Annotated in this window: 28 protein-coding genes and 1 pseudogene; 12 read left to right on the forward strand and 17 right to left on the reverse strand. The window is 69.2% G+C overall.

Features of this window, described 5'->3' with window-relative positions:
- Position 1 precedes the first annotated feature (1 nt).
- Genes FPZ12_RS11040 through FPZ12_RS11050 form a run of 3 tightly spaced genes read right to left on the reverse strand, consistent with a single transcriptional unit; the run spans position 2 to position 3,537 of the window.
- Positions 2-670: a GAP family protein gene (locus FPZ12_RS11040; protein ID WP_144747879.1), complete on the reverse strand. Its 669-nt coding sequence runs from the start codon at positions 668-670 to the stop codon at positions 2-4.
- A complete protein-coding gene (locus FPZ12_RS11045) occupies positions 663-1,793 on the reverse strand; it encodes an AI-2E family transporter (protein WP_243769789.1) in 1,131 nt (376 codons plus the stop codon). The genes FPZ12_RS11040 and FPZ12_RS11045 overlap by 8 nt, the downstream gene beginning before the upstream one ends.
- Positions 1,774-3,537, reverse strand: coding sequence for a SulP family inorganic anion transporter (locus FPZ12_RS11050; RefSeq protein ID WP_243769790.1), 1,764 nt, complete (start codon positions 3,535-3,537; stop codon positions 1,774-1,776). Before FPZ12_RS11050 ends, FPZ12_RS11045 begins: the two co-directional genes overlap by 20 nt.
- A 116-nt stretch (positions 3,538-3,653) precedes the next feature.
- On the opposite strand from FPZ12_RS11050, the gene FPZ12_RS11055 reads away from it, so the two are divergent.
- Positions 3,654-4,085 carry a DUF6069 family protein gene (locus FPZ12_RS11055; protein ID WP_144747881.1) on the forward strand — a complete coding sequence of 144 codons (432 nt, stop codon included), beginning with the start codon at positions 3,654-3,656 and terminating at the stop codon, positions 4,083-4,085.
- Here FPZ12_RS11055 and FPZ12_RS11060 read toward each other — a convergent pair.
- Positions 4,073-4,642 (reverse strand): TMEM198/TM7SF3 family protein, encoded by a 570-nt coding sequence (locus tag FPZ12_RS11060; protein WP_144747882.1) that lies wholly within the window; start codon positions 4,640-4,642, stop codon positions 4,073-4,075. The genes FPZ12_RS11055 and FPZ12_RS11060 overlap by 13 nt on opposite strands.
- 123 nt (positions 4,643-4,765) lie before the next feature.
- On the opposite strand from FPZ12_RS11060, the gene FPZ12_RS11065 reads away from it, so the two are divergent.
- On the forward strand, positions 4,766-5,206 hold the full coding sequence (locus tag FPZ12_RS11065) for a DUF6325 family protein (protein ID WP_144747883.1): 441 nt from the start codon (positions 4,766-4,768) through the stop codon (positions 5,204-5,206).
- The gene (locus FPZ12_RS11070; RefSeq protein ID WP_144747884.1) at positions 5,206-5,514 is read left to right on the forward strand and encodes an SHOCT domain-containing protein; all 309 of its coding nucleotides are present in this window, start codon (positions 5,206-5,208) and stop codon (positions 5,512-5,514) included. Before FPZ12_RS11065 ends, FPZ12_RS11070 begins: the two co-directional genes overlap by 1 nt.
- A 15-nt stretch (positions 5,515-5,529) precedes the next feature.
- Here FPZ12_RS11070 and FPZ12_RS11075 read toward each other — a convergent pair whose 3' ends face one another.
- The 4 genes from FPZ12_RS11075 to FPZ12_RS11090 are packed head-to-tail and all read right to left on the reverse strand — an operon-like array spanning position 5,530 to position 6,766.
- Positions 5,530-5,844, reverse strand: coding sequence for a hypothetical protein (locus FPZ12_RS11075; RefSeq protein WP_144747885.1), 315 nt, complete (start codon positions 5,842-5,844; stop codon positions 5,530-5,532).
- Positions 5,825-6,097: a winged helix-turn-helix domain-containing protein gene (locus FPZ12_RS11080; RefSeq protein WP_144747886.1), complete on the reverse strand. Its 273-nt coding sequence runs from the start codon at positions 6,095-6,097 to the stop codon at positions 5,825-5,827. Before FPZ12_RS11080 ends, FPZ12_RS11075 begins: the two co-directional genes overlap by 20 nt.
- The gene (locus FPZ12_RS11085) at positions 6,094-6,555 is read right to left on the reverse strand and encodes a winged helix-turn-helix domain-containing protein (RefSeq protein ID WP_243769791.1); all 462 of its coding nucleotides are present in this window, start codon (positions 6,553-6,555) and stop codon (positions 6,094-6,096) included. The genes FPZ12_RS11080 and FPZ12_RS11085 overlap by 4 nt, the downstream gene beginning before the upstream one ends.
- Positions 6,536-6,766 carry a hypothetical protein gene (locus tag FPZ12_RS11090; protein ID WP_144747888.1) on the reverse strand — a complete coding sequence of 77 codons (231 nt, stop codon included), beginning with the start codon at positions 6,764-6,766 and terminating at the stop codon, positions 6,536-6,538. The genes FPZ12_RS11085 and FPZ12_RS11090 overlap by 20 nt, the downstream gene beginning before the upstream one ends.
- 333 nt (positions 6,767-7,099) lie before the next feature.
- Between FPZ12_RS11090 and FPZ12_RS11095 the strand changes: the two genes are divergently transcribed.
- Complete coding sequence (locus tag FPZ12_RS11095) at positions 7,100-8,464, forward strand: transcriptional regulator (protein ID WP_144747889.1); 1,365 nt, start codon at positions 7,100-7,102, stop codon at positions 8,462-8,464.
- On the opposite strand, the gene FPZ12_RS11100 is transcribed toward FPZ12_RS11095, so the two are convergent.
- The 3 genes from FPZ12_RS11100 to FPZ12_RS11110 form a co-directional block, all read right to left on the reverse strand.
- Positions 8,436-8,786, reverse strand: a complete 351-nt coding sequence (locus FPZ12_RS11100) for a signal peptidase I (RefSeq protein ID WP_144747890.1) — start codon at positions 8,784-8,786, stop codon at positions 8,436-8,438. The two genes, FPZ12_RS11095 and FPZ12_RS11100, sit on opposite strands and share 29 nt — an antisense overlap.
- Complete coding sequence (locus FPZ12_RS11105) at positions 8,786-10,303, reverse strand: transcriptional regulator (RefSeq protein WP_144747891.1); 1,518 nt, start codon at positions 10,301-10,303, stop codon at positions 8,786-8,788. Before FPZ12_RS11105 ends, FPZ12_RS11100 begins: the two co-directional genes overlap by 1 nt.
- 104 nt (positions 10,304-10,407) lie before the next feature.
- Positions 10,408-10,791 carry an XRE family transcriptional regulator gene (locus FPZ12_RS11110; protein WP_144747892.1) on the reverse strand — a complete coding sequence of 128 codons (384 nt, stop codon included), beginning with the start codon at positions 10,789-10,791 and terminating at the stop codon, positions 10,408-10,410.
- Positions 10,792-10,941: 150 nt separating this feature from the next.
- Here FPZ12_RS11110 and FPZ12_RS11115 point away from each other — a divergent pair, with 150 nt between their 5' ends.
- The 5 genes and pseudogenes from FPZ12_RS11115 to FPZ12_RS11135 form a co-directional block, all read left to right on the forward strand.
- The gene (locus FPZ12_RS11115) at positions 10,942-11,112 is read left to right on the forward strand and encodes a helix-turn-helix domain-containing protein (protein ID WP_144747893.1); all 171 of its coding nucleotides are present in this window, start codon (positions 10,942-10,944) and stop codon (positions 11,110-11,112) included.
- Positions 11,109-11,441 carry a WhiB family transcriptional regulator gene (locus FPZ12_RS11120; protein ID WP_144747894.1) on the forward strand — a complete coding sequence of 111 codons (333 nt, stop codon included), beginning with the start codon at positions 11,109-11,111 and terminating at the stop codon, positions 11,439-11,441. The genes FPZ12_RS11115 and FPZ12_RS11120 overlap by 4 nt, the downstream gene beginning before the upstream one ends.
- Positions 11,441-11,761 (forward strand): hypothetical protein, encoded by a 321-nt coding sequence (locus FPZ12_RS11125; RefSeq protein WP_144747895.1) that lies wholly within the window; start codon positions 11,441-11,443, stop codon positions 11,759-11,761. Before FPZ12_RS11120 ends, FPZ12_RS11125 begins: the two co-directional genes overlap by 1 nt.
- A complete protein-coding gene (locus FPZ12_RS11130; protein WP_243769792.1) occupies positions 11,758-12,366 on the forward strand; it encodes a hypothetical protein in 609 nt (202 codons plus the stop codon). The genes FPZ12_RS11125 and FPZ12_RS11130 overlap by 4 nt, the downstream gene beginning before the upstream one ends.
- A 2-nt stretch (positions 12,367-12,368) precedes the next feature.
- Positions 12,369-14,225, forward strand: a pseudogene (locus tag FPZ12_RS11135) (FtsK/SpoIIIE domain-containing protein); the annotation flags it as partial.
- Between the two features lie 2 nt (positions 14,226-14,227).
- On the opposite strand, the gene FPZ12_RS11140 reads toward FPZ12_RS11135, so the two are convergent.
- The gene (locus FPZ12_RS11140; RefSeq protein WP_144747897.1) at positions 14,228-14,797 is read right to left on the reverse strand and encodes a TetR/AcrR family transcriptional regulator; all 570 of its coding nucleotides are present in this window, start codon (positions 14,795-14,797) and stop codon (positions 14,228-14,230) included.
- 157 nt (positions 14,798-14,954) lie between these two features.
- Here FPZ12_RS11140 and FPZ12_RS11145 point away from each other — a divergent pair, with 157 nt between their 5' ends.
- Genes FPZ12_RS11145 through FPZ12_RS11155 form a run of 3 tightly spaced genes read left to right on the forward strand, consistent with a single transcriptional unit; the run spans position 14,955 to position 17,757 of the window.
- Positions 14,955-16,346: an APC family permease gene (locus FPZ12_RS11145; protein ID WP_144747898.1), complete on the forward strand. Its 1,392-nt coding sequence runs from the start codon at positions 14,955-14,957 to the stop codon at positions 16,344-16,346.
- Entirely contained in the window at positions 16,343-17,422 is a 1,080-nt protein-coding gene (locus FPZ12_RS11150; RefSeq protein WP_144747899.1) for an alpha-hydroxy acid oxidase, read from the forward strand. The genes FPZ12_RS11145 and FPZ12_RS11150 overlap by 4 nt, the downstream gene beginning before the upstream one ends.
- The gene (locus FPZ12_RS11155; RefSeq protein WP_144747900.1) at positions 17,419-17,757 is read left to right on the forward strand and encodes a RidA family protein; all 339 of its coding nucleotides are present in this window, start codon (positions 17,419-17,421) and stop codon (positions 17,755-17,757) included. The genes FPZ12_RS11150 and FPZ12_RS11155 overlap by 4 nt, the downstream gene beginning before the upstream one ends.
- 1 nt (position 17,758) lies before the next feature.
- On the opposite strand, the gene fdxA is transcribed toward FPZ12_RS11155, so the two are convergent.
- The 5 genes from fdxA to FPZ12_RS11180 are packed head-to-tail and all read right to left on the reverse strand — an operon-like array spanning position 17,759 to position 21,258.
- Positions 17,759-18,043 carry a ferredoxin gene (gene fdxA / locus FPZ12_RS11160; RefSeq protein ID WP_144747901.1) on the reverse strand — a complete coding sequence of 95 codons (285 nt, stop codon included), beginning with the start codon at positions 18,041-18,043 and terminating at the stop codon, positions 17,759-17,761.
- A 1-nt stretch (position 18,044) separates the two neighbouring features.
- Positions 18,045-19,259: an FAD-dependent oxidoreductase gene (locus tag FPZ12_RS11165; RefSeq protein ID WP_144747902.1), complete on the reverse strand. Its 1,215-nt coding sequence runs from the start codon at positions 19,257-19,259 to the stop codon at positions 18,045-18,047.
- Between the two features lie 22 nt (positions 19,260-19,281).
- A complete protein-coding gene (locus tag FPZ12_RS11170; protein WP_144747903.1) occupies positions 19,282-19,506 on the reverse strand; it encodes a hypothetical protein in 225 nt (74 codons plus the stop codon).
- A gap of 1 nt (position 19,507) precedes the next feature.
- Positions 19,508-19,984, reverse strand: a complete 477-nt coding sequence (locus tag FPZ12_RS11175) for an aromatic-ring-hydroxylating dioxygenase subunit beta (RefSeq protein ID WP_144747904.1) — start codon at positions 19,982-19,984, stop codon at positions 19,508-19,510.
- Positions 19,981-21,258 (reverse strand): aromatic ring-hydroxylating oxygenase subunit alpha, encoded by a 1,278-nt coding sequence (locus FPZ12_RS11180; RefSeq protein ID WP_144747905.1) that lies wholly within the window; start codon positions 21,256-21,258, stop codon positions 19,981-19,983. The genes FPZ12_RS11175 and FPZ12_RS11180 overlap by 4 nt, the downstream gene beginning before the upstream one ends.
- Positions 21,259-21,399 lie beyond the last annotated feature (141 nt).

Below are 21,399 nucleotides of genomic sequence, written 5' to 3' on the forward strand. Positions count from 1 at the left end.
CTCAGGTCACGCCCCCGATTCCCTTGCCTGCCAGCATCACCCCGATCGTCACCAGCAGTACCGCCGTGATGACCGCGTTGTCCTGGACCAGCCGGGTCCGCAGGCGGTCCAGCACCTTCGCCATGCTTTCCGCCGCGAGCGCGTAGGCCACGACCGGCGCCGCGACGGTCGACGCGGCCAGCACCGTGAACACCGCCGTGCCGATCGCGGCCTGCCCGGCGGGCAGCGCGCCGAGCGTCACCCCGGCTGCCACGGTCATCGCGAGGTTCTTCGGGTTCACCGCGGACAACAGGAAACCGAGCCCGGTCGCCTTCATCGCGGTGAAGGTGTCGATCGCCGCCATCCACTTCGGCAGCGTGGCTTCTTCGCCCTCGCGAGGACGGCCGCGCCATTGCTTCGCCCCCAGCAGCACGATCACCAAGCCCAGCACGAGTTTGATCCACGACGCGGCGGTGGACGGCCCGCCGCCGTCACCGAGGCCCGCGACCTCGGCCAGCACGAGAAAGACCACCGTCGCGACGACGATCCCCGCCACCCACCCACCGAGGAAACCCGCGCTGGTGGCGCCCGCTTTCGGGGCGAGCAGCATCAGGATCACCGCGATCACCGGCACCGGGCTGATCGCGACGCCCAGTGCCAAGGGCAGCAGGTCGCCCAGGACGTCACCCATCGCCGGGCTCCGGCGGGTGGCTGCCCATCAGCGCGTCGACCCACCGGGCACGCGGGTCGACGTCGACGAGCAAAGCCTTGGCCAGCAAGGTGAGCGGCACCGCGAGGATGGCGCCGAGCGGCCCGAGGATCCAGCCCCACAGCACCAGCGAGACGAACGTGGCGATCGTCGACAACCCCACGGCGCCGCCGACGAACCGCGGCTGGATCACCGACTGCACCACGAAGTTCAGCACGCAGTAGACCACCACCACGGCGATCAGGCGCGGCCAGCCGCCGTCCAGCAACGCCAGCAGCGCGGGCGGCACCAGGCCCAGGATGAAGCCGATGTTCGGGATGTAGTTGGTCATGAACGACAGCAGGCCCCACAGCACGGGCAGCGGGACGTCGAGGATGACGAGCCCGAGGGTGTCGAGCACCGCGACGATGAACCCGAACAGCGTGGTCATCAGCAGGTAGCGGCGCGTGTTGCGGACGAACGAGCTGAGCGCGGCGCTCAGCGCGGGCCGGTCGGCCGCGATCGCGAGCTGGCGCTTGCGGGCCGTCGTCGCCTCGATGCTCACGAAAAGCAGCAGCGACAACAGGAACAGCACGCCGGTGCCGACGCTGGTGACCGCGCCGAGCAGCGTCTCCACGTACCCGGCGAGCTTGCCGAAGTCCAGCTGGTCGGTCGCGGGCCGCAGCCGCGCCGGATCGATTCCGTGCCTGCTCAGGAAAGCGGTCACGCTCGCGAGCAGGTCGTTCGCCCGCGCCGCGTACGTCGGGAGCACGGTCGCCAGCTGCGCCACCGAAACGACGAGCACCAGGACCAGCGCGGCGACCAGCGCGTAGACCAGCAGGATCAGCAGGGTGGTCGCCGCCCACGAGGGCACGCCGTGCCCGCGCAGCCACCGCGGCACCGGGCTCAGCGCGATCACCATGACCATCGCCAGGAACAGCGGGCCGATCAGCCACGAGGCGATCGACATCCCGGCCAGCAGGATCACTGCGGACGCGCCGCCGATCAGCAGGATCAGCGCCCTCGGCATGCCCCGCGCCAGCAGGTCCCGGTCCGCGGCCGGGAGCAGCGCGGGCGGTGGGATCCGCCGACGTGTCCGGTGGCGCTCACGTGTTTCGTTGGTCATCGCTCCCCGTTTCTTCGCCGAGCGCCGCGCGGACGGTCGGATAGACGTCGAAGGGCGGCGCCTCGACGTCACTGCGGCGCAGCACATCGCGGACCTGGCCGACATCGCGCGCGACGACGAGCCGCGCGTGCTTCCGGTCGAGGTCGTGGGCCAGCTCGGCGAGCATCCGCGCCGCGGTCACGTCCACGAACGGCACCGTTTCCGCGTCGAGCACCACCGTTTCGTGGTGCGCGGCCAGCTCCCGGACCCGCGCCCGCACGTGGTCGGCGTTCGCGAAGAAGATCCCGCCCTCGACACGGACGACGAGCGCCCCGGGCACGGTGCGTGCTTCGGGATGGCGTTCGAGGTCGACCCACACTCGCGTACCCGGAACCGTCCCCAGTACGGCGATGTTCGGGCGGGAAGCGCGATAAAGCAGCAGCAGCAAGGAAACCCCGATGCCGATGAACAGGCCCGGCAGCGTGTCGAACACCAGCACGCCGAGCATCGCCGCCAGCGCGGCCAGGAAATCCGCGCGCGCGGCGTAGCCGTAGATCGAGCCCAGCCGGCCGGACCAGACCCGGAACAGCGCCCGCAGCGCGTCGATGTCGACGAGCTCGATCACCGCCGCGATCACGACCGCGCCCAGCGTCGCCTCGGGCAGCTGCTCGAACAGCGGAGTCAGGAACAGCAGGGTCAGGATGGTCAGCACGGCCACCATCAGCCCCGACACCTGCGACCGCGCGCCCGCCCCGCCGTTGACCGCGGTCTTGGACAGGCTGCCGTTGACGACCATGCCCGAGCTGAGCCCCGCCCCGAGGTTGGCCGCGCCGAGCCCGAGCAGCTCGCGGTTCGCGTCCACGTCGTAACCCGCTTTGGTGGCATAGGTTTTCGCCGCGCCGAGCCCTTCGGCGAACCCCACCAGCACGATGCCGATCCCGCCCGGCGCGAGCGCGAGGTAGTCGTGCGCCGGCACGTCGGGCAGCCCCAGCGACGGCAACCCGCCCGCGATGTCGCCCACCGTCTCGACCCCGTGGTCGTCCAGGCCGAACAGCGCGACGGCCAGCACCCCGAGCGCGACCACGATCAGCGACGACGGCAGCAGCGGCACGAACCGCTTGAGCAGCAGCACGATCACCAGCGACAGCACGCCGATCGTCAGATCCGCCAGGTCGACGTGGCCGAGTTCGCGGATCACTCCCCACAGTTTCTCGAAGAAGTCGCCCTCGGCCTTCTCGATGCCGAACAGCTTCGGCAGCTGGCCGACGATGATCGTCAGCGCGAGCCCGACGATGAACCCCTTCAACACCGGTTCGGAGATGAACCCCGCGAGGAACCCGAGCCTCGCCAGCCCGGCCACGACCGCGACCACCCCGGCCACGATCGCCAAAGCCGTTGTCAGCGCTACGAAATCGCCGCCGCTCGCGCCCGCGACGCCCCCGATCACGCCGGCGGACAACGCCGCGGTCGCCGACATCGGGCCCACCACCAGATGCCGCGAACTGCCGAACACCGCGTACAGCACCAACGCCGCCGGGGCCGCGTAGAGCCCGGTCACCGGTGGTACCCCGGCGATCGTGGCGTAGGCGAGGGCCTCCGGTACCAGCACCGCCCATACGGTGAACCCGGCCACCAGGTCGCTGCGCACCCAGGCGGGCCGGTAACCGCGCAACGAGCCGAACAACCAGGGACCCGACGCTCCTGTCCCGGCAGGCATCGCCGCCTCCTCACCGTCCGTTCCGGCCAGCCTGTCTCGCGTCGCCACCGGGACGCCTCGCCTCTTGTGGATGAACCGGTGACCGGGCCGAAGCCCGCCGTAGGGGCGCGCACTCACCCTTCGCGTGTGAGGCGCCGCGCGGGCAACGCGACCACGCTCTCCGCATGCACGAGGTAGCAGGTCCGCAGGCGCGCAAGTCCTTCTCCCGGCTCTGGTACGGCGGTCTGGCCGCGGCCGTCGTCGCCGCGCTGGTCGCCATCGCCGGGTTCCTGATCATCAACGGCATCCTGGGCATCGATGTGCTCGCGCCCACGGACACCGCCCCCGCCGACACCGCCGGGATCGCGGGCTACGCGGTGGCGTCCGCGATCGCCGCGCTGCTGGCGACCGCCTTGCTGCAACTGCTGATCCTGGCCGGGACGCCGCGCCAGCGGGTGTTCTTCTCCTCGATCATGCTGCTGCTGACGCTGATCGTCGTGGTGCTTCCGTTGAGCGCGAAGGCCGATACCGACAGCCGTATCGCCACCGCCGTCCTCAATCTGGCGATCGGGCTGGCGATCACCGCCACGCTTTCCGCCGTGGCTCAACGGGATTGAGCCGCCTTGTCCTTGGCTTTGCGCTGGACCACCCAGCCGGTGCAAGCCAGCGCGACCCACACGATCGCCGCGAAAGCCGCCTGCCAGTTTCCAGCCGGGTTGCGGAGAAACGTGAAGACGTGCGGGAAAGAGCGGGCGAGTCCACTAAGGACTAAGGCGGCACCGCCGAGCGCGCAGATCGCGGCGAGCGCGGGACGACGGAATCGCTGGGTGACCAGTCCGCCGAGAAACCCGGTGGCCGCGACGAAAATGATGACCAGCACGACGCTGCGGTCTTCGGGCTGGAGCAGCCCGAAGACCTTGGCGCCGATCACCGCACCCGCGAGTCCGCCGACGAAGAAGAGCGCCACGCGGAAGACGAGGTGCGCCAGGACCCACGCGCCCACCGCGCACGCCAGCCCGACGATGAGCGCGGTGAGGAAGGTGGCGCTGAACGGTTCGGTGATCAGCCAGCCGATGGCGAATCCCGAGGCCAGTACCGCCAGGTTGACTGAGCGGACGCCCGCGTAACACAGCAGCAGCCCGACGGCCAGCACGACGAGTCCGGTTGTGTTCACGCCATCACCTCGGAACGCAGGATCCGGCATCGGGCCGGGGGACGCCTCACACTTGACGGATGACCCGGGGCTCGCGCGGGCGGCGGAGCATGCGAGGCGTTGCCGTTCGAGCGAGGAGTGCACATGGCCGGATTGGAACCCATCGAAGTGCTGGTGATCAGCTTCCCGGGCAGCCGGTTCAGCGGGCGGGTGATCGAGGAGCTGGTCAGCCTGCGGGAGCGGAACGTCGCGCGGCTGGTCGACGCCCTGCTCGTCCGGCGGGACGAAGAGGGCCACGTCCGCCTGGTCGAGTTCGAGGACCTCGCCGGGGACCCGGATCTCGCGCCGCTCGCGGACCTGGTCGGTGACGGCGGCGTCGACCTCGTGTCCGCGGACGATGCGGAAGAGCTGACGGCGGGGCTAGGCGCGGGAGACGCGGCGGCCGTGGTCGTGCTCGAGCACACCTGGTTCGCCGGGATGCGTTCGGCCGTGGCCGAGTCGGAGGGCCGCCTGCTCGCCGACGTGCACGTGCCGGACGTCGTCGTGGACGAGGTTCTCGGTTCGCTGGAAGGGAGTGCCCACTGATGCTGGGAGGACGACGGTTCGGGAGGCCCGGGCTGCTGGGCACCATGGCGCGCACCGCGGTCGTCGCGGGCACGGCCAAGGCAGTGACCGGCCGCATGCAACGACGCGCGGACGAGCGGGACGCGGCCGAGCAGGCGCGGGCACAACAGGCGGCGCTCCAGTCACAGGCTGAGCTGGCTCAGGTACCGGGGCAGAGCGGCGGCTCGGACCTGATGAGCCAGCTGGAGCGGCTCAACTCGCTGCACACCTCCGGGGTTCTCAATGACCAGGAGTTCGCCGCCGCAAAGGCGAAGCTGCTCGGGACGTAGCGCTGACCGCTTCGCCTAAGCATCGCGGGCATCGGGTGCGCTTTCGATCTCGATGCCTTCATGGTGCATGGCGGTGGTGAGGTCCCGTTCGTAGCTGCGGAGAATTCGTTGCGCGGCGCGGGCGTGCCGGGCGGCGATGACGAGGCTTTGGCAGAGGTCGTTTTCGTCGGCCTCCTCGAGTTCGCCGATGCCGGTGACATCGGCGCGGGCGAGGTCGAAGGCCGCCGCCTCGTAGTCGTCGAGTTTGTCGGCGGTGTCGGTGAGCTGGTGCAGCAGTGTGCGGGCGCGGATGTGCTGGGCGCGGTAATCGCTACCAGTGGCTGGTGTCATTTTGGTTCTCTCCCGGTTTGCTCCATCGGTCAACGGGGGTGACGTAGGTGCCTTTGCAGCGGATCGTGGTGACGAGCCCGCGTTCGCGCAGGAGTTTGGTGGCGTGGCGGCTGGTGCCGACGGAGACGCCGTATTCGCGGGCGAGATCGTTTTCGTTGGGTAGCGCGGTTCCTGGTGCCAGTTCGCCGGACCGGATGCGGTCTTCGAGGTCGTCGGCCACTCGTTCGTAGACGTAGCCCGGCCCGCGGTTCATTCGGCGTTCCGGGCGAAGGTGTATTCGGCCTCGATGGTGCCGTCGGGTGCCTTGACGACGAGAACGCCGGGGCGGTGGGTCTGGGCGACATCGATACCGGTGCACAAGGCGCTGGATTTCTCGGCGTGGCCGCGGAGGTGCTCGCCGTCGAGGACGACGTGCCAGGCGTTGTCGCTCGGGAGGATTTCGACCAGGAAGGCGCGAGCTTGATCCTCCTGTGTGGACGGTGCGGCGATGTAGGTGCCGCGGGAGGGAAGGGTGACGACGAGTCCTCGCAGGCGGAGGAGTTTGGTGGCGTGGCGAACGGTGCCCAGTGAAACGTTGTACTCGGCGGCGAGTTTTTGTTCGTTGGGCAGTGTCGTGCGCGGCGCGAGTTCGCCGCCGCGGATGCGTTCGGCGAGGTGGTCGGCGACCTGAGCATAGAGGTAGCCGATGTTCTTATCGGGCGTGAAGTCCACGGTGATGCTCCGGCGCGTCGGGGTCGGTCTGGGGCCAGTGCCGGTCCTGCGGAAGCCAGCTGTGCGAAGTGCTTTCGGCGGCGATGCGGGCGCGGATCTGCGCGACGGTGATCCGTTCAGGGGTCCCGCTGCGTGCGCGGAGGTGGAGGACGGCCAGGTAGGTCAGGGGCGGTCCGAGGAAGACCAGGATCAGGGTGAGAGACGGGCTCATCGGTGGCTCCCGGGTTCGGCAAGATCATCGCTGCCAGGTTCGCCGCTCCCGGGATGCCAAGGCCAGGTCCTGGCCGGGCCATAAGCGGGCCATTGCGGCCGGCCGCGCCGGGAAGCGCCTGGGCGAGGTGTCCCACGTGTCCCCGCTTTGGGACGGGCTTTCCGGTGTTGGTGGGACGGGTGACGCAAGGCTTCTATCTGCGCTTTTGGTGCCAGGTCGGCCCAATGGGACGGGTTGTCGGGGACGGCCAGGCCGTCCCGGTCGAGGCGCCGAATCGCCGGAAAACGAGAGATTCTTTGGGACGGGACGGCGTCCCAATGGCATGATGAAATCATGCGCACTTCAGCTGTACGTCAGCCGCCAGCTCGCACGGTCCTGGAACGCGAGATCCGCGGACGCAGGCTGACGCTGGGGGAGTTCGTCGATTTCGCGGACCGGTTCGCCCGCGAGCACGGGGAGTCGGGCACGGTGAGTCTCCGGCACCTGAACAGGCTGGTCGCGGGCCGTGGGCCTGGTGGCGGGCCGGTCGGGCTGCCGAGGCCGGGCACGGCGCGTCTGCTGGAGCGGATCTTCGGCATCGGCATCCAGGAGCTTCTCGAGCCTCCGCAGGTCAGGCTGGACTCGGGCGCGCCCGGGCGCTCCGAGATCGCGGAGACGCTGGTCGGCTACTACGGCGCTGACGAGTTCGCCTACCGCGTGGACTGCGCGGGCGACGAGAGGGTGACCAGCATCGTGACCCGCCCGGAATGGCTGTCCGGCGCGGTCACCTTGGAGCCCGGCAGCGAGCGGTTCGACCTGGTGCCCGCGCAAAGCCTGGTGGATCCGCGTACCGACGTGAAGCGCGACGCCGAGATGGTCGACGCGCCACTGTACCGGCTGCTGGACATCGACATCGGGCCGGGCGGAGTTTCCGGGACGTTCGGTCGTGTGTCCTTTATGGACTATGCGCTCGGCCCCGACCTGCTCGAAGCGGAACTCCCCGGGCCGGTGGACACCTGGCAGCTGCGGCCCCGTTACCTCCCGGACCTCGACGCCGTGTGGCACCTGCCCGGACGCCTGTGTGCCGGTGGCGTGGCGGCGTTGTGTGCGATCGCGCGCCCCGCGGAGGGGAATCGTCCGGCGGATTACGCGTTGCTGGTGCAGCGGAGATCCGATCGCGTGGTGAACGGCGCGGGGCGATTGTCGGTGATTCCCAAGGCTTTTCACCAGCCACTGACCGATCACCGAGGCGATCTGCCGATTCGCGCGACACTGTTGCGGGAAATGGAAGAAGAGCTGTTCGGGCGCGCGGAGGTGGACAGCGCCGCGGCGGCAGCGGCTGCCGCGCCGATGCACGTGAGCAGGTTGACCGAGCCGATGCGGTGGCTGCTCGGCGCGCCAGGCCGCTTGCGCCTGGAGTGCACCGGATTCGGCCTGAACCTGGTCAGCGGCAACTACGAGTTCGCCGGTTTGGTCGTGGTCGAGGACGAGGAGTTCTGGACCAGGTTCGGCGGGCACATCGAGGCGAACTGGGAAGCGTCAGGGCTTCAGGTGTATTCCAGTGTGGACACCGAACTCACGGCGGAGCTGGTCGCGGATGATGACTGGAGCAACGAGGGACTTTTCGCTCTGCTGCAGGGGTTTCGCCGGTTGACCGAATGCGGGGGAGAACGGGCGCGGCTGCCGGAGGTCAGGTCGCGGATGGCCAGCGCACGGTGATGACGGTGGAATCCGCGAGCGCTTCCCAAGAATGGTCGATACCCGGGCCCCACATCACGTAGTCACCTTGGCGGGCCAGAGTGACGCTGCCTTCGGTGAGGTCGAGGCGGAAGGTGCCGCCGACCATGAGCAGCAGTGTGGTGCGCTGGTCGTCGGCGGTCCATTCGGCGCGTTTGTCGCCTGCCGGGTGGATACCCCATTTGACCTCGACGTCCTTGGTGGCGCGGACATCGTCGGCCGGCCTGATGAAATGACCGAGCAGCCAGCCGCGGTTGCCGGGCGCGTCGTCGTCGGCGTTGCCGCTGTAGAAGTTGGCGCCCACTAGATCTCCCCTTCGATCGCCGGCAGGTCCACGCGGTCACCGCCGATCTCGCCGAGCCGCCGCAATCCTTGCAGCAGCGCGAACAGTCCCTCGTTGCTCCACGCTACATCGCCGATGAGATCGGTCAGCAGCGCCCGGTCGCGGCTGGAGTACTGGCGAAGGTTCGCCGATTCCCAGTTGGCTTCGACGAGACCGCCGTAGCGGGCCCAGAAGTCTTCGTCCTCGACGACGATCAGGCCGGGGAACTCGTAGTTCCCGCTCATGAGGTTCAGGCCGAATCCCGTGGATTCCATGCGGATGCGGCCGGGTTCGCCGAAGAGCCACTGCATGGGTTCGGACAGCCTGCTGGGGTGCATCGGGTCGGCGGCGCGTTGGTGCGCAACGGTGTTGTCGATGTCGTCGCGCCCGAAGAGTTCTTCTTCCATCTCGCGGCGGAGTGTCGCGCCGATCCTGCCGTCGGCGCGCAGGTCGGCCATCGGCTGGTGAAAGCCCTTGGGGATGACCGCGAGCCGGCGGGCGGCGTTCACGACATGCCCTGAACGTTCCTGAACGAGCAGCACGTAGTCCGCGGGGCCACGGAACGGGTCCGCGGGCCTCGCGAACGCGCACAGGGCGAGCGTGCCGCCCGCGCACAACCGGTTGGGCAAGTCGAGTACAGCCGCGGCGTCCGGGAGATACCGGTCGCGCAAGGGAGTGGAGGGCACGCCGGCGACGAGCGAGTCGACGAGTTCGCCCTCGAGGAGGTCCATCGTGAGGGCGTAATCGACGAAGTGGCTGATGCCCAGGGTGCCGTCGATCTTGCCGTCGGCGATGTCGATGCCGAGGAGCCGGTACAGCGGCATGTTCACGAGTTTGGTGCGCAGCGCGAGACTTTCGGCCAGCCGTTGCGCGGCCCGGCTTGCGGCCTCGGCGTCGAGCCGGGCGGTCGGTCCGGGTGTTGCCGAGGTCAGCCGGAATCGGTCGTCGGTGAAGAGGGAGGCGCGCAGGTCGAGCCAGTCCGCGTGGGTCAGGATGCTGGTGGCCGCGACGGTGTCGTCGATGCATGCCGAGTAACAGCCGTAGCCCTCGGGCAGATCCGAGTAGTACGCGCGGAGCGCGTCGGCCACCTGGCGCTGATTCACGCGGGCCCGTCGGTTGCCGCGATCGCGCAGCTGCTGGGTGTCCACTTGCACCAGCCGACGCGAAACCTCGTCGCGGGCGGTGCCTGAGGGCCAGTCGCTGTGCTCGTCGAGCCACTCGAGAGCCGCACGCAGGTGCGCATCAGCGAGCCGGTCGTCTTCGGGGGCAGGGCTGCTGACAGCGGAGAAGCGCTCCTTCACCGGCGATGGCGCTTGTTCCAGCGCGGTGTCCAGCAGTTGCTGCATCTCCGGCTTCGGCCGCAGCGTGGGCTTCTGGTGCCACCCGGCGACCGTCCGGACGCCGATGCCGAGGTGCTCGGCGAAGGCCTCGTTGCTCATGCGCAGCGCGGACTGCAGGCGGCAAGCGGTCTCCCCGGTCCAGCCGCTCACCGCGTTCATGCGAGGGACCTGCACTGGTTCCGCACCCGATGTGCACTGGATGTGCCTGGGGCCTGCGCCGGATTCGCAGTGGAATTACTGGCATGAAACGACAACGACGGCACCTAACGCTCCCGGCGGACGTGCTCGAGGACAGTGGCCAGATCCGCTTTGAGGTCATCGAGCCGGTCGGTGATCGCGTCCATCCGCCGCTCCAGACCGTCCATCCGCGACCAGACGGTGTCGCCCCGGTCGAGCAGCGGCTCCTCGGTTTTCGGTGGCCGACGATGGTGCAGGACCGCGTCGAGGTGCTGGGGATGCCACCCCAGGGCCACCGACAGCGACTCCAGCGTGCGCGGGCTCCGGCGTCGTTCGACGACGTGATGCTGGATCTCCCGGACGACCGCCTGCGAGACGTGCGAACGCTTGGCCAATTCTCGCTGCAGCCAGCCCAGTTCGTTCACCCGGGCGTTGACGGCCTTCGCGACCGCTGCCCAATCCTCCGACATCCACCCCTCCGCGCTCGGCCTCGGCGACGAGGTTAGCGGCTCCGCTCCCTAGCGCGGCGTGACGCGCCCTGTCGCGGCGATCGCACGCGCCCACCGGATGTCGAAATCAATAACTCAGTGCTGAAATCAACAAGCAAAGGACTTCCACCCATGACTGCGAACACCTACTCGATCCGTGCTGCCGCTTGGATCCTCGGCGTCGACCCCGACCGCATCGCCCGTGCCATCCGGCTCGGCACCCTTCGCGCGACTCGACGCAACGGACAACTCGTCATCCCCGCGGTCGCGCTCGTCCGTCTGCTCGACAGGGGCGCGGCATGACCGATCCGGAGGAACTGCGCCTGGTCGGGATCGCCTGGCAGCTGGACCGGCTGCGCTGGGTCCCGACCGGCGCGCTCGACGCCCTCGTCCGCGACGACGGCCTGTGTTTCTGGGCTTGTCCCGATCCCGTGCCGGAGGTCGCGAACGACCGGGAACTGGCTGCCTGCTTCTGCGCGGGCTGCCCGGTCCCGGATGAATGCCTGGAACTGGAACTCCGCACCGGCGGCGAAAACACCGTCGGAGTGTGGGGAGCGATGCCCGAAGACGAGCGGCGCGCGCTGCGCCCGCACTGGCTGCGCCGCGGAGAGCGAGCGGGGAGGGAGGAGTGATGACCGCGATCAGCTTGACGCCTCAGCAGGTCATATTCGGAATCGGTCTCTTCTGCATCCTCGTCGGGGCGCGGCGAATGGGGCGCCGGCGGCGTTCCAAGGCCGAGGTCGAGGTACGTGCCGTGTCCCTGGCCGGGCGGGTGACGTTCACCGCCGCGCTGATCGTGGCCGTGCAGTGGGTGGTGATCGCGGAGGTCGGGGGAGTGTGGCCGGTCCTGGTGGTGCTGGCCGTCCCCGCCCTGGTCGCCGCCTACACGATCATCCGCGCCACGACGGTGACCACGCAGGAGTTCCCCCGGCGTCGTGGAGGCCGCCGGTGAACGAAAGCCCGGAGGATGTCGGGCGCGTGGCCGTGCAGGTCGACCGGTTGTGCTGGACCGGGATCCTGCTGGGGCTCGCCTTCACGATGACCAATGTCCAGCAGTTCGCCGCGGCCGGATCAGCCGCATGGTCACTGTCCTGGTGGGGAGCCTGGCTGCTGGACCCGATGGTTTCGCTTGTCCTGCTGGCAATCCTGCGCGCGGAGCAGATCACCGCCCGGCACGGCGTGCGCACCGGAGGCTGGGTGCGCGGCGCGAAGTGGTTCACGTTGGCCGCCACCTACGTCATGAACACCTGGCAGGCGTTCGCGGAGCGTTCGCCCGCGCTTGTAGTACTGCATTCCGTCCCGCCGCTGGTCGTCTTCGTCGCGACCGAGGCGGTGACGGATCTGCGGGACAAACTCGGGGCGGCGGTCGCCGCTGTCCGGCAACCCGAACGCACCACTCCCCGAACCTCGTTCGCGGAGTACCTGGAGGTGGCGCGCGCGGCGCTGACCTCGGAGGTGACGGTGACGCCCGCGTGGGTTCGCGAGGCGACGGGGTGTTCACGGGGTCTGTCGTCCAAGCTCGCCGCGGCGCTGCGAGCGGAACGGGGGCGCTCATGAACGCGGCGGCGCGGGTTGTCGTCGCTGTGGTGAGGTCACCGTTCCGGTTCCTGGCCGCGGCGGCGCGAGGCACGGCGATGATGCTGCGGGTCTGGCGGAAATGGGTGCGCGTCCAGGATTACCGGGAGGCGGCCGAGCAGTCGGAGAAGCTGGCCGACAAGTACACGGAGATCCGCGAGCTGACCCTGTTCCGCTGGAAAGTCACGGCGGGATCGGTGATTTCCCTGGTGGGGCTGGTGCTGGTCACCGCATGGATCTTCGGGCACGTGGCGGTGGCCGTCGCGGCGGGACTCGTCGCGCTGGCGTTCGCTGTCGCCGGTCGTCGGCGAGAAGGCGGGCCCGGGCGCAAGGCGTTGCTGGCCGGACCGCGGGTGCTGATGTGGACGATGGACCCACAAGTGCTCGTCGAAGCGTTCCGGGACGCGAAGCTGATCGGTAAGGACGAAACCCTGCGGCTGGTCGAGCGGGTCACCCGGTCTCACGGTGGCTGGGCCATGACGATCGACCTGCCGGCCACCCGCAAAGCCGCCGACGTCATCCGGAACCGGGAAGCACTGGCGTCGGCGCTGGCGGTCGATGAAATCCAGCTCATCGTCGAGCGGGTGCGAGGAACAGGCGGACACGCCGGCCGGGTCGCGGTGTGGGTGGCCGACAAGGACCCGTACTCCGGTCCGCCGCGGAAAACCCCTTTGCTGGCGGCGAAAAGATGGGATGCATGGAAGCCGGTTCCGTTCGGTCACGACGCCCGCCGGCGCCGCGTCGATCTCCCACTGGTGTGGACGTCACTCCTGATCGGCGCGATTCCCAGGCAGGGCAAGACGATGGCGATGCGCTTGGCCGCGGCCGGCCTCATCCTCGATCCCTGCACGCGGCTCTACCTGTTCGACGGCAAAGGCGGAAAAGACTGGAAAGCCGCCGAAAGCATCGCGCACCGCTTCGTCTGCGGTGACACCGCCGAGGACATCCAGGCCGTCCGCGACCACCTGACCGCGCTGGTCGCCGAAGTCCAAGACCGCTACACGAGAATGTCCGAGCTCGACGACGAGGTCTGCCCCGAATCCAAGATCACGCCCGCTCTTTCGCGTGACCCGTCGATGACCATGCCCATCACCGCCGTGATCCTCGACGAGGTGCAGCTCTTCCTGGAGAACCCGGACCACGGCGAGTACATTGTGGACCTGCTCGCTTACCTGGCCAGGAAAGGCCCCGCGGCGGGGATCGTGGTCATCCTCGCGACCCAGCGGCCCGACTCGCAAACCATCCCGTCGCGCTTGCGCTCGGTGCTCGGCTCGCGCTTCGCGCTCCGGGTCATGGACTGGCGCGACTCCAACATCGTCCTCGGCGAACAGATGAACACCCGCGGCTACGACGCCTCCACTCTCCTGCCCACCCACAAAGGAGTCGGCATCCTCCGCCCCGACGGTGAAACCGGAAGCGACGCCCCGGCGACGATCGTGCGCACCGACTACATGGCCAACCCGGAATGGCAGGACATCTGCACCCGCGGCCGTTTGCTCCGTGAACAGGAAGGAACACTTTCCGGCCACGCGGCTGGTGACGATGGCCCCGTCGTCGACGCCGCAGCGGTTGTCGACGCGCTTGATGTCGGGTCCGGGCTTCCCGAACCGCTGGCCTCCGTGGTGAGGCATCTTGGTGACGCGTTGCGGCAGCGGGAGTTCGTGCCTACCGCGGAGCTGGTCGAGGCGCTGGATCTGGATCCGACGTCCTTCGGGCGGCAGATGGGTGAGCTGGGTTGTCGGCCGGTTCGCCAGTACGTGCCTGCGACGGCTGGCGAGTCCCGGCGGGTGCGGGGTTACCTGACGGCTGATATCCGAGCTGCCGTCGAGAACTGCGAGTAGCGCTACTTCCCTTGCCACGCACCGAGAACCGAGGCCGAAAGCGTTTGCGCGATCCGGGAGACGGGCCAGCCGAGTTCGGTCAGGTCGACGATGACCCGTTCGTCGAAGAGGGTGATCCAGACGAGGATCGCGTAGTCCGTGTCCTGGTCCGGGATTTCGCCGGAGGCGATGAGTTCGCGGACGACGGGGGCCAGCGCGGCGTGCAGTTCGGAGGTGGGCGGGTCGCCGGCGCGGACGCGTTCGAGGAAGCCTTCGGGGCTGCGGATGCGGGTGGCCGCGCGGCCCCAGTGCTGGGCGAGTTCGACCCAGCGCGCGCAGGTGTCGGCGAAGCGCCGGGTCCCGTCGCCGGGAACGGCTTTCAGCGCGGCCACGAGCTGGTCGATCAGCCGGTAGTAGAACTCGCGGTGCACGTCGCGGATGTCTTCGAAATGCCGGTACACCGTCGCGGTCGCCACGCCGCCCGCCTTGGCGAGGTCCGGCAGGCTGAAGGCGAGACCTCGCTCCGCCAGCAGCCTGCCGGCGGTGTCCAGCAGCCTGTCCCGCGTGCGGGCGGTGTCGCGGCGCAAGGCCATCCGGTTCCCCCTGTTCGGTTCCGCGCGATCCTATCCGGCGGTGTTAATACGAGAATAACTTCTCATCTGACTGCTTGACCTGAGGCGATGGCTCACCGAGGCTGACGTCGACATGAGAACTTCTTCTCGTGTCAGTGTCCTCGGAAAGGACCTCGCCATGCCCTCTCCGTCCCTCACCACCCGTCGGCGCCGTCGTGTCACCGACGACGTCGCCGCGTCCACGCTTAAGCGGCGCCTCGGCCGCTTCGACCTCACCGCGATGGGCGTCGGCAGCATCGTCGGCGCCGGCATCTTCGTCACCACCGGGGTCGTCGCGGCCACCAAGACCGGGCCGTCGATCGTGCTGTCGTTCCTGCTCGCCGGTGTCGTCTGCGTCCTCGTGGCCTTGTGTTACGGCGAACTCGCCGCGATGGTCCCGGCTTCGGGAAGCGCTTACACCTATACCTACGCGACCCTGGGGGAGACACCCGCGTTCCTGGTCGGCTGGAACGTGCTCCTCGAACTCGTCGTCGCGGGCTCGGCGGTCGCGATCGGCTGGTCCGGGATGTTCAACGCCTCGCTGGAATCCCTGTTCGGCGTGAGCTTGCCGCATGCCCTGACCGCGTCACCTTCCTCCGGCGGCGTGGTCAACCTCCCGGCCATGCTGATCATCGCGGTCGTCGTCGCCATCCTCGCCGCCGAGGTCCGGCTGACCGCGCGGGTCACGAAGGTCCTCGTGACGGTGACGGTCGCCGTGCTGGTGGTGATCGTCGCGATCGGCGCGCCGCACGTGCAGGCGGCCAACTGGGCGGACTTCGCGCCGTTCGGCGCGGGCGGGGTCGTCGGCGGGGCGGCGATGGCTTTCTTCGCCTACTTGGGTTTCGACGTGGTCGCGACTTCCGCGGAGGAGGCGAAGAACCCGCGCCGCGACCTGCCCTTCGCGATCATCGCCTCGGTGATCATCGCGACCGTGCTGTACATCGCGGTGAGCGCCGTGCTCACCGGAGTCGCGCCGTACCAGTCGCTGAACAACGAAGCACCGGTGGCGACCGCGTTCAAGGCCCTGCACCTGGGCTGGACGGGCGGGCTGATCCTCGCCGCGTCGGTCGTCGCGCTGACGAAGGGGCTGCTGATCGTCCTGTATGGACAGTCGAGGCTGGTGTTCGCGATGTGCCGGGACAGGTTGCTGCCGCCCGCGCTCGCGAAGACGAATCGCAACGGCATGCCGCTGCGCGCGACGCTCGTCCTCGGCCTGGTCGGGATGGTGTTCGCCGGGTTCGTGCCGATCGACATCGTCGCGGAACTGGTCAACGTCGGCGCGTTGTTCGCGTTCGCCGTGGTGGCGGCCGGGGTTCTCGTGCTGCGCCGCACCGAGCCGGAGCGTGACCGTCCATTCCGGACACCGTGGGTGCCGGTGGTGCCCGTGCTCGCCCTCGTGGGCTGCATCGTGCTCGCGACCACGCTGGCGCCGTTGACCTGGCTGCGATTCGGGGTGTGGCTGATCGCCGGAATCGTTTTGTACCTGGGCTACGGCCGCCGCCATTCCGTACTGGCCGAGGAGGCCCGATGATCGACTCGCTGTACCCGCGCGAGGTGGATTTCGCCGCGCTGGACGAGATCCGGAAGGCAGCGCTGAACGGGCTGCCGGACGACCTGGCGGACTTCCTCGAAGGCGGTGCCGGGACCGAGACCACCTTGCGCGCCAACCGTTCCGCGTTCGAACGTCGCGTCATCCGGCCGCGGCCGATGAGCGGGGTGAGCGCTCCGCGGACGGACACCACGTTCCTCGGGATCCCGTTGTCGCTGCCGGTGCTGACCGCGCCGTTCGGCGGGGATGGGTTGTTCCACAAGGACGGGCACCTCGCGGTGGCACGGGCCAACGAGGCCTTCGGGACGGTTTCGATCGTGCCCGAGGCGGGGACCTACTCGTTCGAGCAGGTGGCCGAGGCCGCGCCGAAAGCGGCGCGGATCGCGCAGCTGCATCCGTTCGAGCATTTCGAGCAGGGGGCGCGGCGAATCCGCGAGGCCGGGTACGCGGCGCTGTGCGTGACGGTGGACTGCCCGACGGCCGGATTCCGCGTGCGCAACAGGGTAAACCGGTTCGACCCGGACATGTCCCGCTTCGCCGGGAACACGGCGGGCGAGGACACCCCGGATGTGGCGGAGATGTTCAGCCGGCTGGTGGCGCATGGCGCGCCCGCTTGGGACTGGACGCGGCTCGCGGAGGCCACCGCGGAGTGTGGCCTGCCGTGGATCGCGAAGGGCGTGCTGACGGCGGAAACAGCGGAGCGCGCGATCGAGGCCGGAGCGTCGGCCGTCGTGGTGTCGAATCATGGTGGCAGGCAACTGGATCCGGCGCCCGCGAGCCTGGATGCGTTGCCGGAGGTGGCCGCGGCGGTTGCCGGGCGGGTGCCGATCGCGTTGGACAGCGGCGTGCGCACCGGCGCGGACGTGTTCCTCGCGCTCGCGCTCGGTGCGGACGTCGTGGTGCTCGGGCGGCTCGCGATCTACGGCCTGGCCGTGGACGGGGAGGCCGGGGTGCGGCGGACGTTGGAGCTGCTGGCGGAGGAGTTGCGCACGCTGATGATCCTCGCCGGGGTGGGGTCTCTGGCGGACTTCCGGGCGTCGCTGGTGGGGGCGCGGTGAGGTTCGCGTCCTTCGGCGCCGGTGCCGGGATCGTGGCGACGGCGGGGATCGCCGCCCTCGATCCCGGCACCCTGCGGCCGCTTTCGACGGATTTCGACACGCAGGCGCGGTGGGTGCTGACCCGCCTCGACGAGGTGCTCGCCGAGGCGGGGTCGGGGCGTGCGGGCATCCTGCACGTCGAGTGCTTCCTCGCCGGGCGGGAGTTCTTCGGGCGGTGGAATTCCTGGTACGCAGGGCATTTCGGCCCCGACGCGCCCGCGCGCACGACGTTGGTGTGCGAGTTGCCGGTGGCGGGTTTGTTGATCGAGGTGCAGGCATTGGCGGTGGTTGGTTGAGTCAGGATCGCCGGGGGAGGGCGGCCACCGTGGGGTGATCCGTGGTGGCGTCCCCGGCGAAGAACTCCGCGTTCACCTTGCGGTAGGCCGCTTGTGCCGCGGGGAGTTCCTCGTCGAAGAAGATCGCGGATTGGGGGCACACCGCTTCGCAGGCACCGCAGTCGATGCAGTCGTCCGGGTTGATGTAGAGCATCCGCTCACCCTGCCGGATACAGTCGACCGGGCACTGCGTGAGGCAGCTGCGGTCCATGATGTCCAGGCAGGCATCGGTGATCACGTAAGCCATCTCAGGCCACCTCCAGGTTCTCGCTGGGCGCGCCGAGGTCCAGCAGCCGCGCCAGGTCGGTGATTTTCGTGCGCTCGCGGCCGTTCGCCCGGCCCAGCGCGACCTCGGCCTCGTCGATCCGCGTCCACCCCGGCCACGGCACCCAGCGGCAACCGCGTGCGGCGAGCAGCGGCTCGATGTCGAAAACGGGGCCGTCCGTGAGGTCGCCGAGCACTTCCGCGACGGTCTCCGCCGCGCACGCCTTGTTCGTGCCGATCACGCCACTCGGCCCCCGTTTCGCCCAGCCCGTCACGAAAAGCCCAGGCGCGACCCTGCCGCGCGTGTTGGGGATCAGGCCTCGCGAGTCGTCGAAAGGCACTCCGTCGAGCCGTTCGCCGGTGTAGCCGATGGCACTGACCACCAACCCTGCCGGGATCGTCCGGTCCGGCAGCGCCACCCCGTTGTCCCGCACCGCGATCGGCGCCTGGTGGAAGCCGAAGGTGAGCGTGACCCCACCACCGGACCGCGGCCTTTCCGCCCACTCCCGGAAGATCCCGGCCGAGCGCGCCTCCCCGTCCGCCTCGGGATCGAGCCCCTCGACCACGAGATCCACACCGGGGAGCTTGCCGACTTCGAGCAGCTCGACCGGGGAGAACTTCGCGTCGGCAACACCCCGCCGCACCATCACCCGCACATCGCGCGGCGTGAGCGCGGCGAGCACGTCCGGCGGAACGTCCGTATGCGACAGTCCTTTGTGGCCTTTGACCAGAACGCGGGCGACATCGAGAGCGACGTTCCCCGCCCCGATCACCACCACCGGACCGCGGAGCAGCCCACTCAGGTCCCGGGCGCCGGGAAAGCCGTTGTACCAGCGGACAACCTCGGCGGCGGGGACATGCGAGGGCAGATCTTCCCCCGGGATACCGAGCCTGCGCGCGTGCGGGGCACCGGTCGCCAGCACGACGGCCTGGTACTCGCGCCTCAGTTCGGGCAGCCGCACGTCACGGCCGAGTTCCACGTTGCCCCGGAACGTGACGCGCGGGTCGGTGAGTGTCCTGGCCAGCGCCCGGGTCACGCTCTTGATCTTCAGATGATCCGGCGCGACGCCGTACCTGACGAGCCCGTACGGCGTCGGGCCACGGTCGAACACGTCGACCCGGACGTCCGGGCGCCGCAGCAGTTCGGCGGTGGCGAAGACACCGGACGGGCCGGCGCCGACGACGGCGACATGGGGCATCGGAGGCTCCTTTTTCGGGGGATCAGGCACCGGGTTCGGCGGACCAGCGGTGCAGCGACGGATCGAGCAGCTGCTTGAGCGCCGTGTCCGGGGCCCAGGCGAGCGATTCCAGCAGCAGCGCGTCGAAGTACGCGCGCCGCCCGGTCAGATTGTCCACAATGCACAGACGGGGATCGTTGCCCGCGCGATCGACCGACACGGTCACCGAGGCGAACTCGTTCTCCACCCGCCATTCCGCGGCGCCCATGTCAGATCAGGAACGACATCGTCGGCAGCGGCTGGTCCCGGTTGACGAGCAGGACCACCTTGCGGGACATGCGGATCTTCCCGCCGTCGCGGACCAGGCTGTGCCGGACGGTACCCGCCCACGTGGTCAGGCCACGGATCCGCGACTCGACCGCCAGGAACGTGGCCCGCGTGCGCACGCCGTTCTCCTCCGTGGCCTCGATTTCCACGTTGCTCACCAGATGCGCGACCGTGCTGAGCGGGTCCTGCGAATGCCGTTTCCCGGTTTTCAGCTGCGCGACCCGCAGGCCGATCCTCGACCGGTTGTCGTAGATGACCGAGATCTGGCTCTCCGGGTCGGCGACCGAACCGGGGCCGGCGGGCACCCAGTACAGCGCTTCGTCGGCCCACAACTCCTCCCACTCGTCGTAACGGTGTTCGTCGGCCAACCGTGCTTCGGCGTAGAGGAAAGCCTCCGCCTCGTCACGCGTGATGGTCATTCGTTCGCTCCATCGGTGAGAATTTCCTTGAGGTGCCGCCAGATCCCGCGCTGGGGAGTCTCGTCGGTGGCCGCGCCCGCGAGATGCCCTTCGTCGTCGATCCGCTCGCGGTGCAGGCCGCGCCGCAGCACCAGCCATTCCGGCTCGCGCGCGCCGACCCCACGCTGGTTGCGCTCGTACATCTCGGAATCGTCGGCCAGCAGGAAACCCGCCGGGCCGACCGAACCGCTGACCTGGTGCAGCAACCGCCGGTTGAGGTCGGGCGCGCCCTTGAACCGCAGCGGGGTCACATGCTGGACGGTCCGGTCCACCGCGAGCGGCTGGAGGACGAAGAGCTGGATCTCCGCGATGAACAGGTTCGGGAAGATCATCACGTGCGGCGCGCCGTCGACCAGGATCTCGCGCGCGCCCGTGTCCCCATAGGACTCCCGCATCGCGCGGGCGTAGTCCGGCAGCCGGTCTTCGCTGGTGCCGAACCAGCCCAGCGGCACGTCGAGTGACCGGAACTGCGGGCGCAGATCGTGTTCGGTGTGGCCGCGGCCGAGATCGCGGGCGGTGGCGGCGGACTTCTCGCTGTAGACCTCGGCCACGTGACTCTGCCCGACCTCGAAGATCGAGGCGTGCACGAACTGCGGGTGGTAGCCGTCCGTTTCGTTCTCCACCAGCATCTTCCAGTTGGCCCGCACCTCGTGCCGCAGCCAGCCGCCGGTCAGCTCGACCTCGCCCTCGGGGGAGAGCCGCGCGAGGCGGTCGAGGACATCGGTGGCGGCGCCGAGGTGTTCGCGCAGACTCGGCCCCTCGGCGGCGAAACTGCCGAAGACGAAGCCGCGATAGGACTCCACTCGCGCGACCCGGCCGAGCCCGAGCTCCGCCTTGGCGGCGGCGCCGTCGTAGCCCTGGCGGAACGGATATCCCAGCAGCGCGCCGTCGGTGCCGAAGGTCCAGCCGTGGTACTGGCAGCGCAGCGCCCGCGAGTTCCCGCGCGCCGCTTCGCAGAGCTGGTTGGCGCGGTGGCTGCACCGGTTCAGCAGCAGGTGCACCGTGCCGTGCCGGTCGCGGGACATGATCACCGACTGCGGCCCGATGCTCTTCACCGTGTAGTCGTTCGGTTGCGGGATCTCGCTTTCGTGCCCGACGTAGACCCAGCCCCGGTAGAAGATCCGCTCCAGCTCGTCGGCGAAGACCCGCGGGTCGGTGTACAGCGAGCCGTGCACGCGGTCGTGCTCGATGAGCCTCGCGTAGTCGGGCCGGTCGGGAAGTGTGCTTGCGGCCATCCTCGGCGCTCCTTTTCGGCTGAGTGTCCCCGTCTCGCAGATTACCGAATGATCGGTCGATTACAAGACCGGAACCGCGAGTGATGCTCACCCCGACAAACAGGTGTTGACCACAACGACGTCGCGCCCTAATATCCGAAC

The organism is Amycolatopsis acidicola (genome assembly GCF_007713735.2).
In the GTDB taxonomy this organism is placed as follows: Bacteria; Actinomycetota; Actinomycetes; order Mycobacteriales; family Pseudonocardiaceae; genus Amycolatopsis_E; species Amycolatopsis_E acidicola.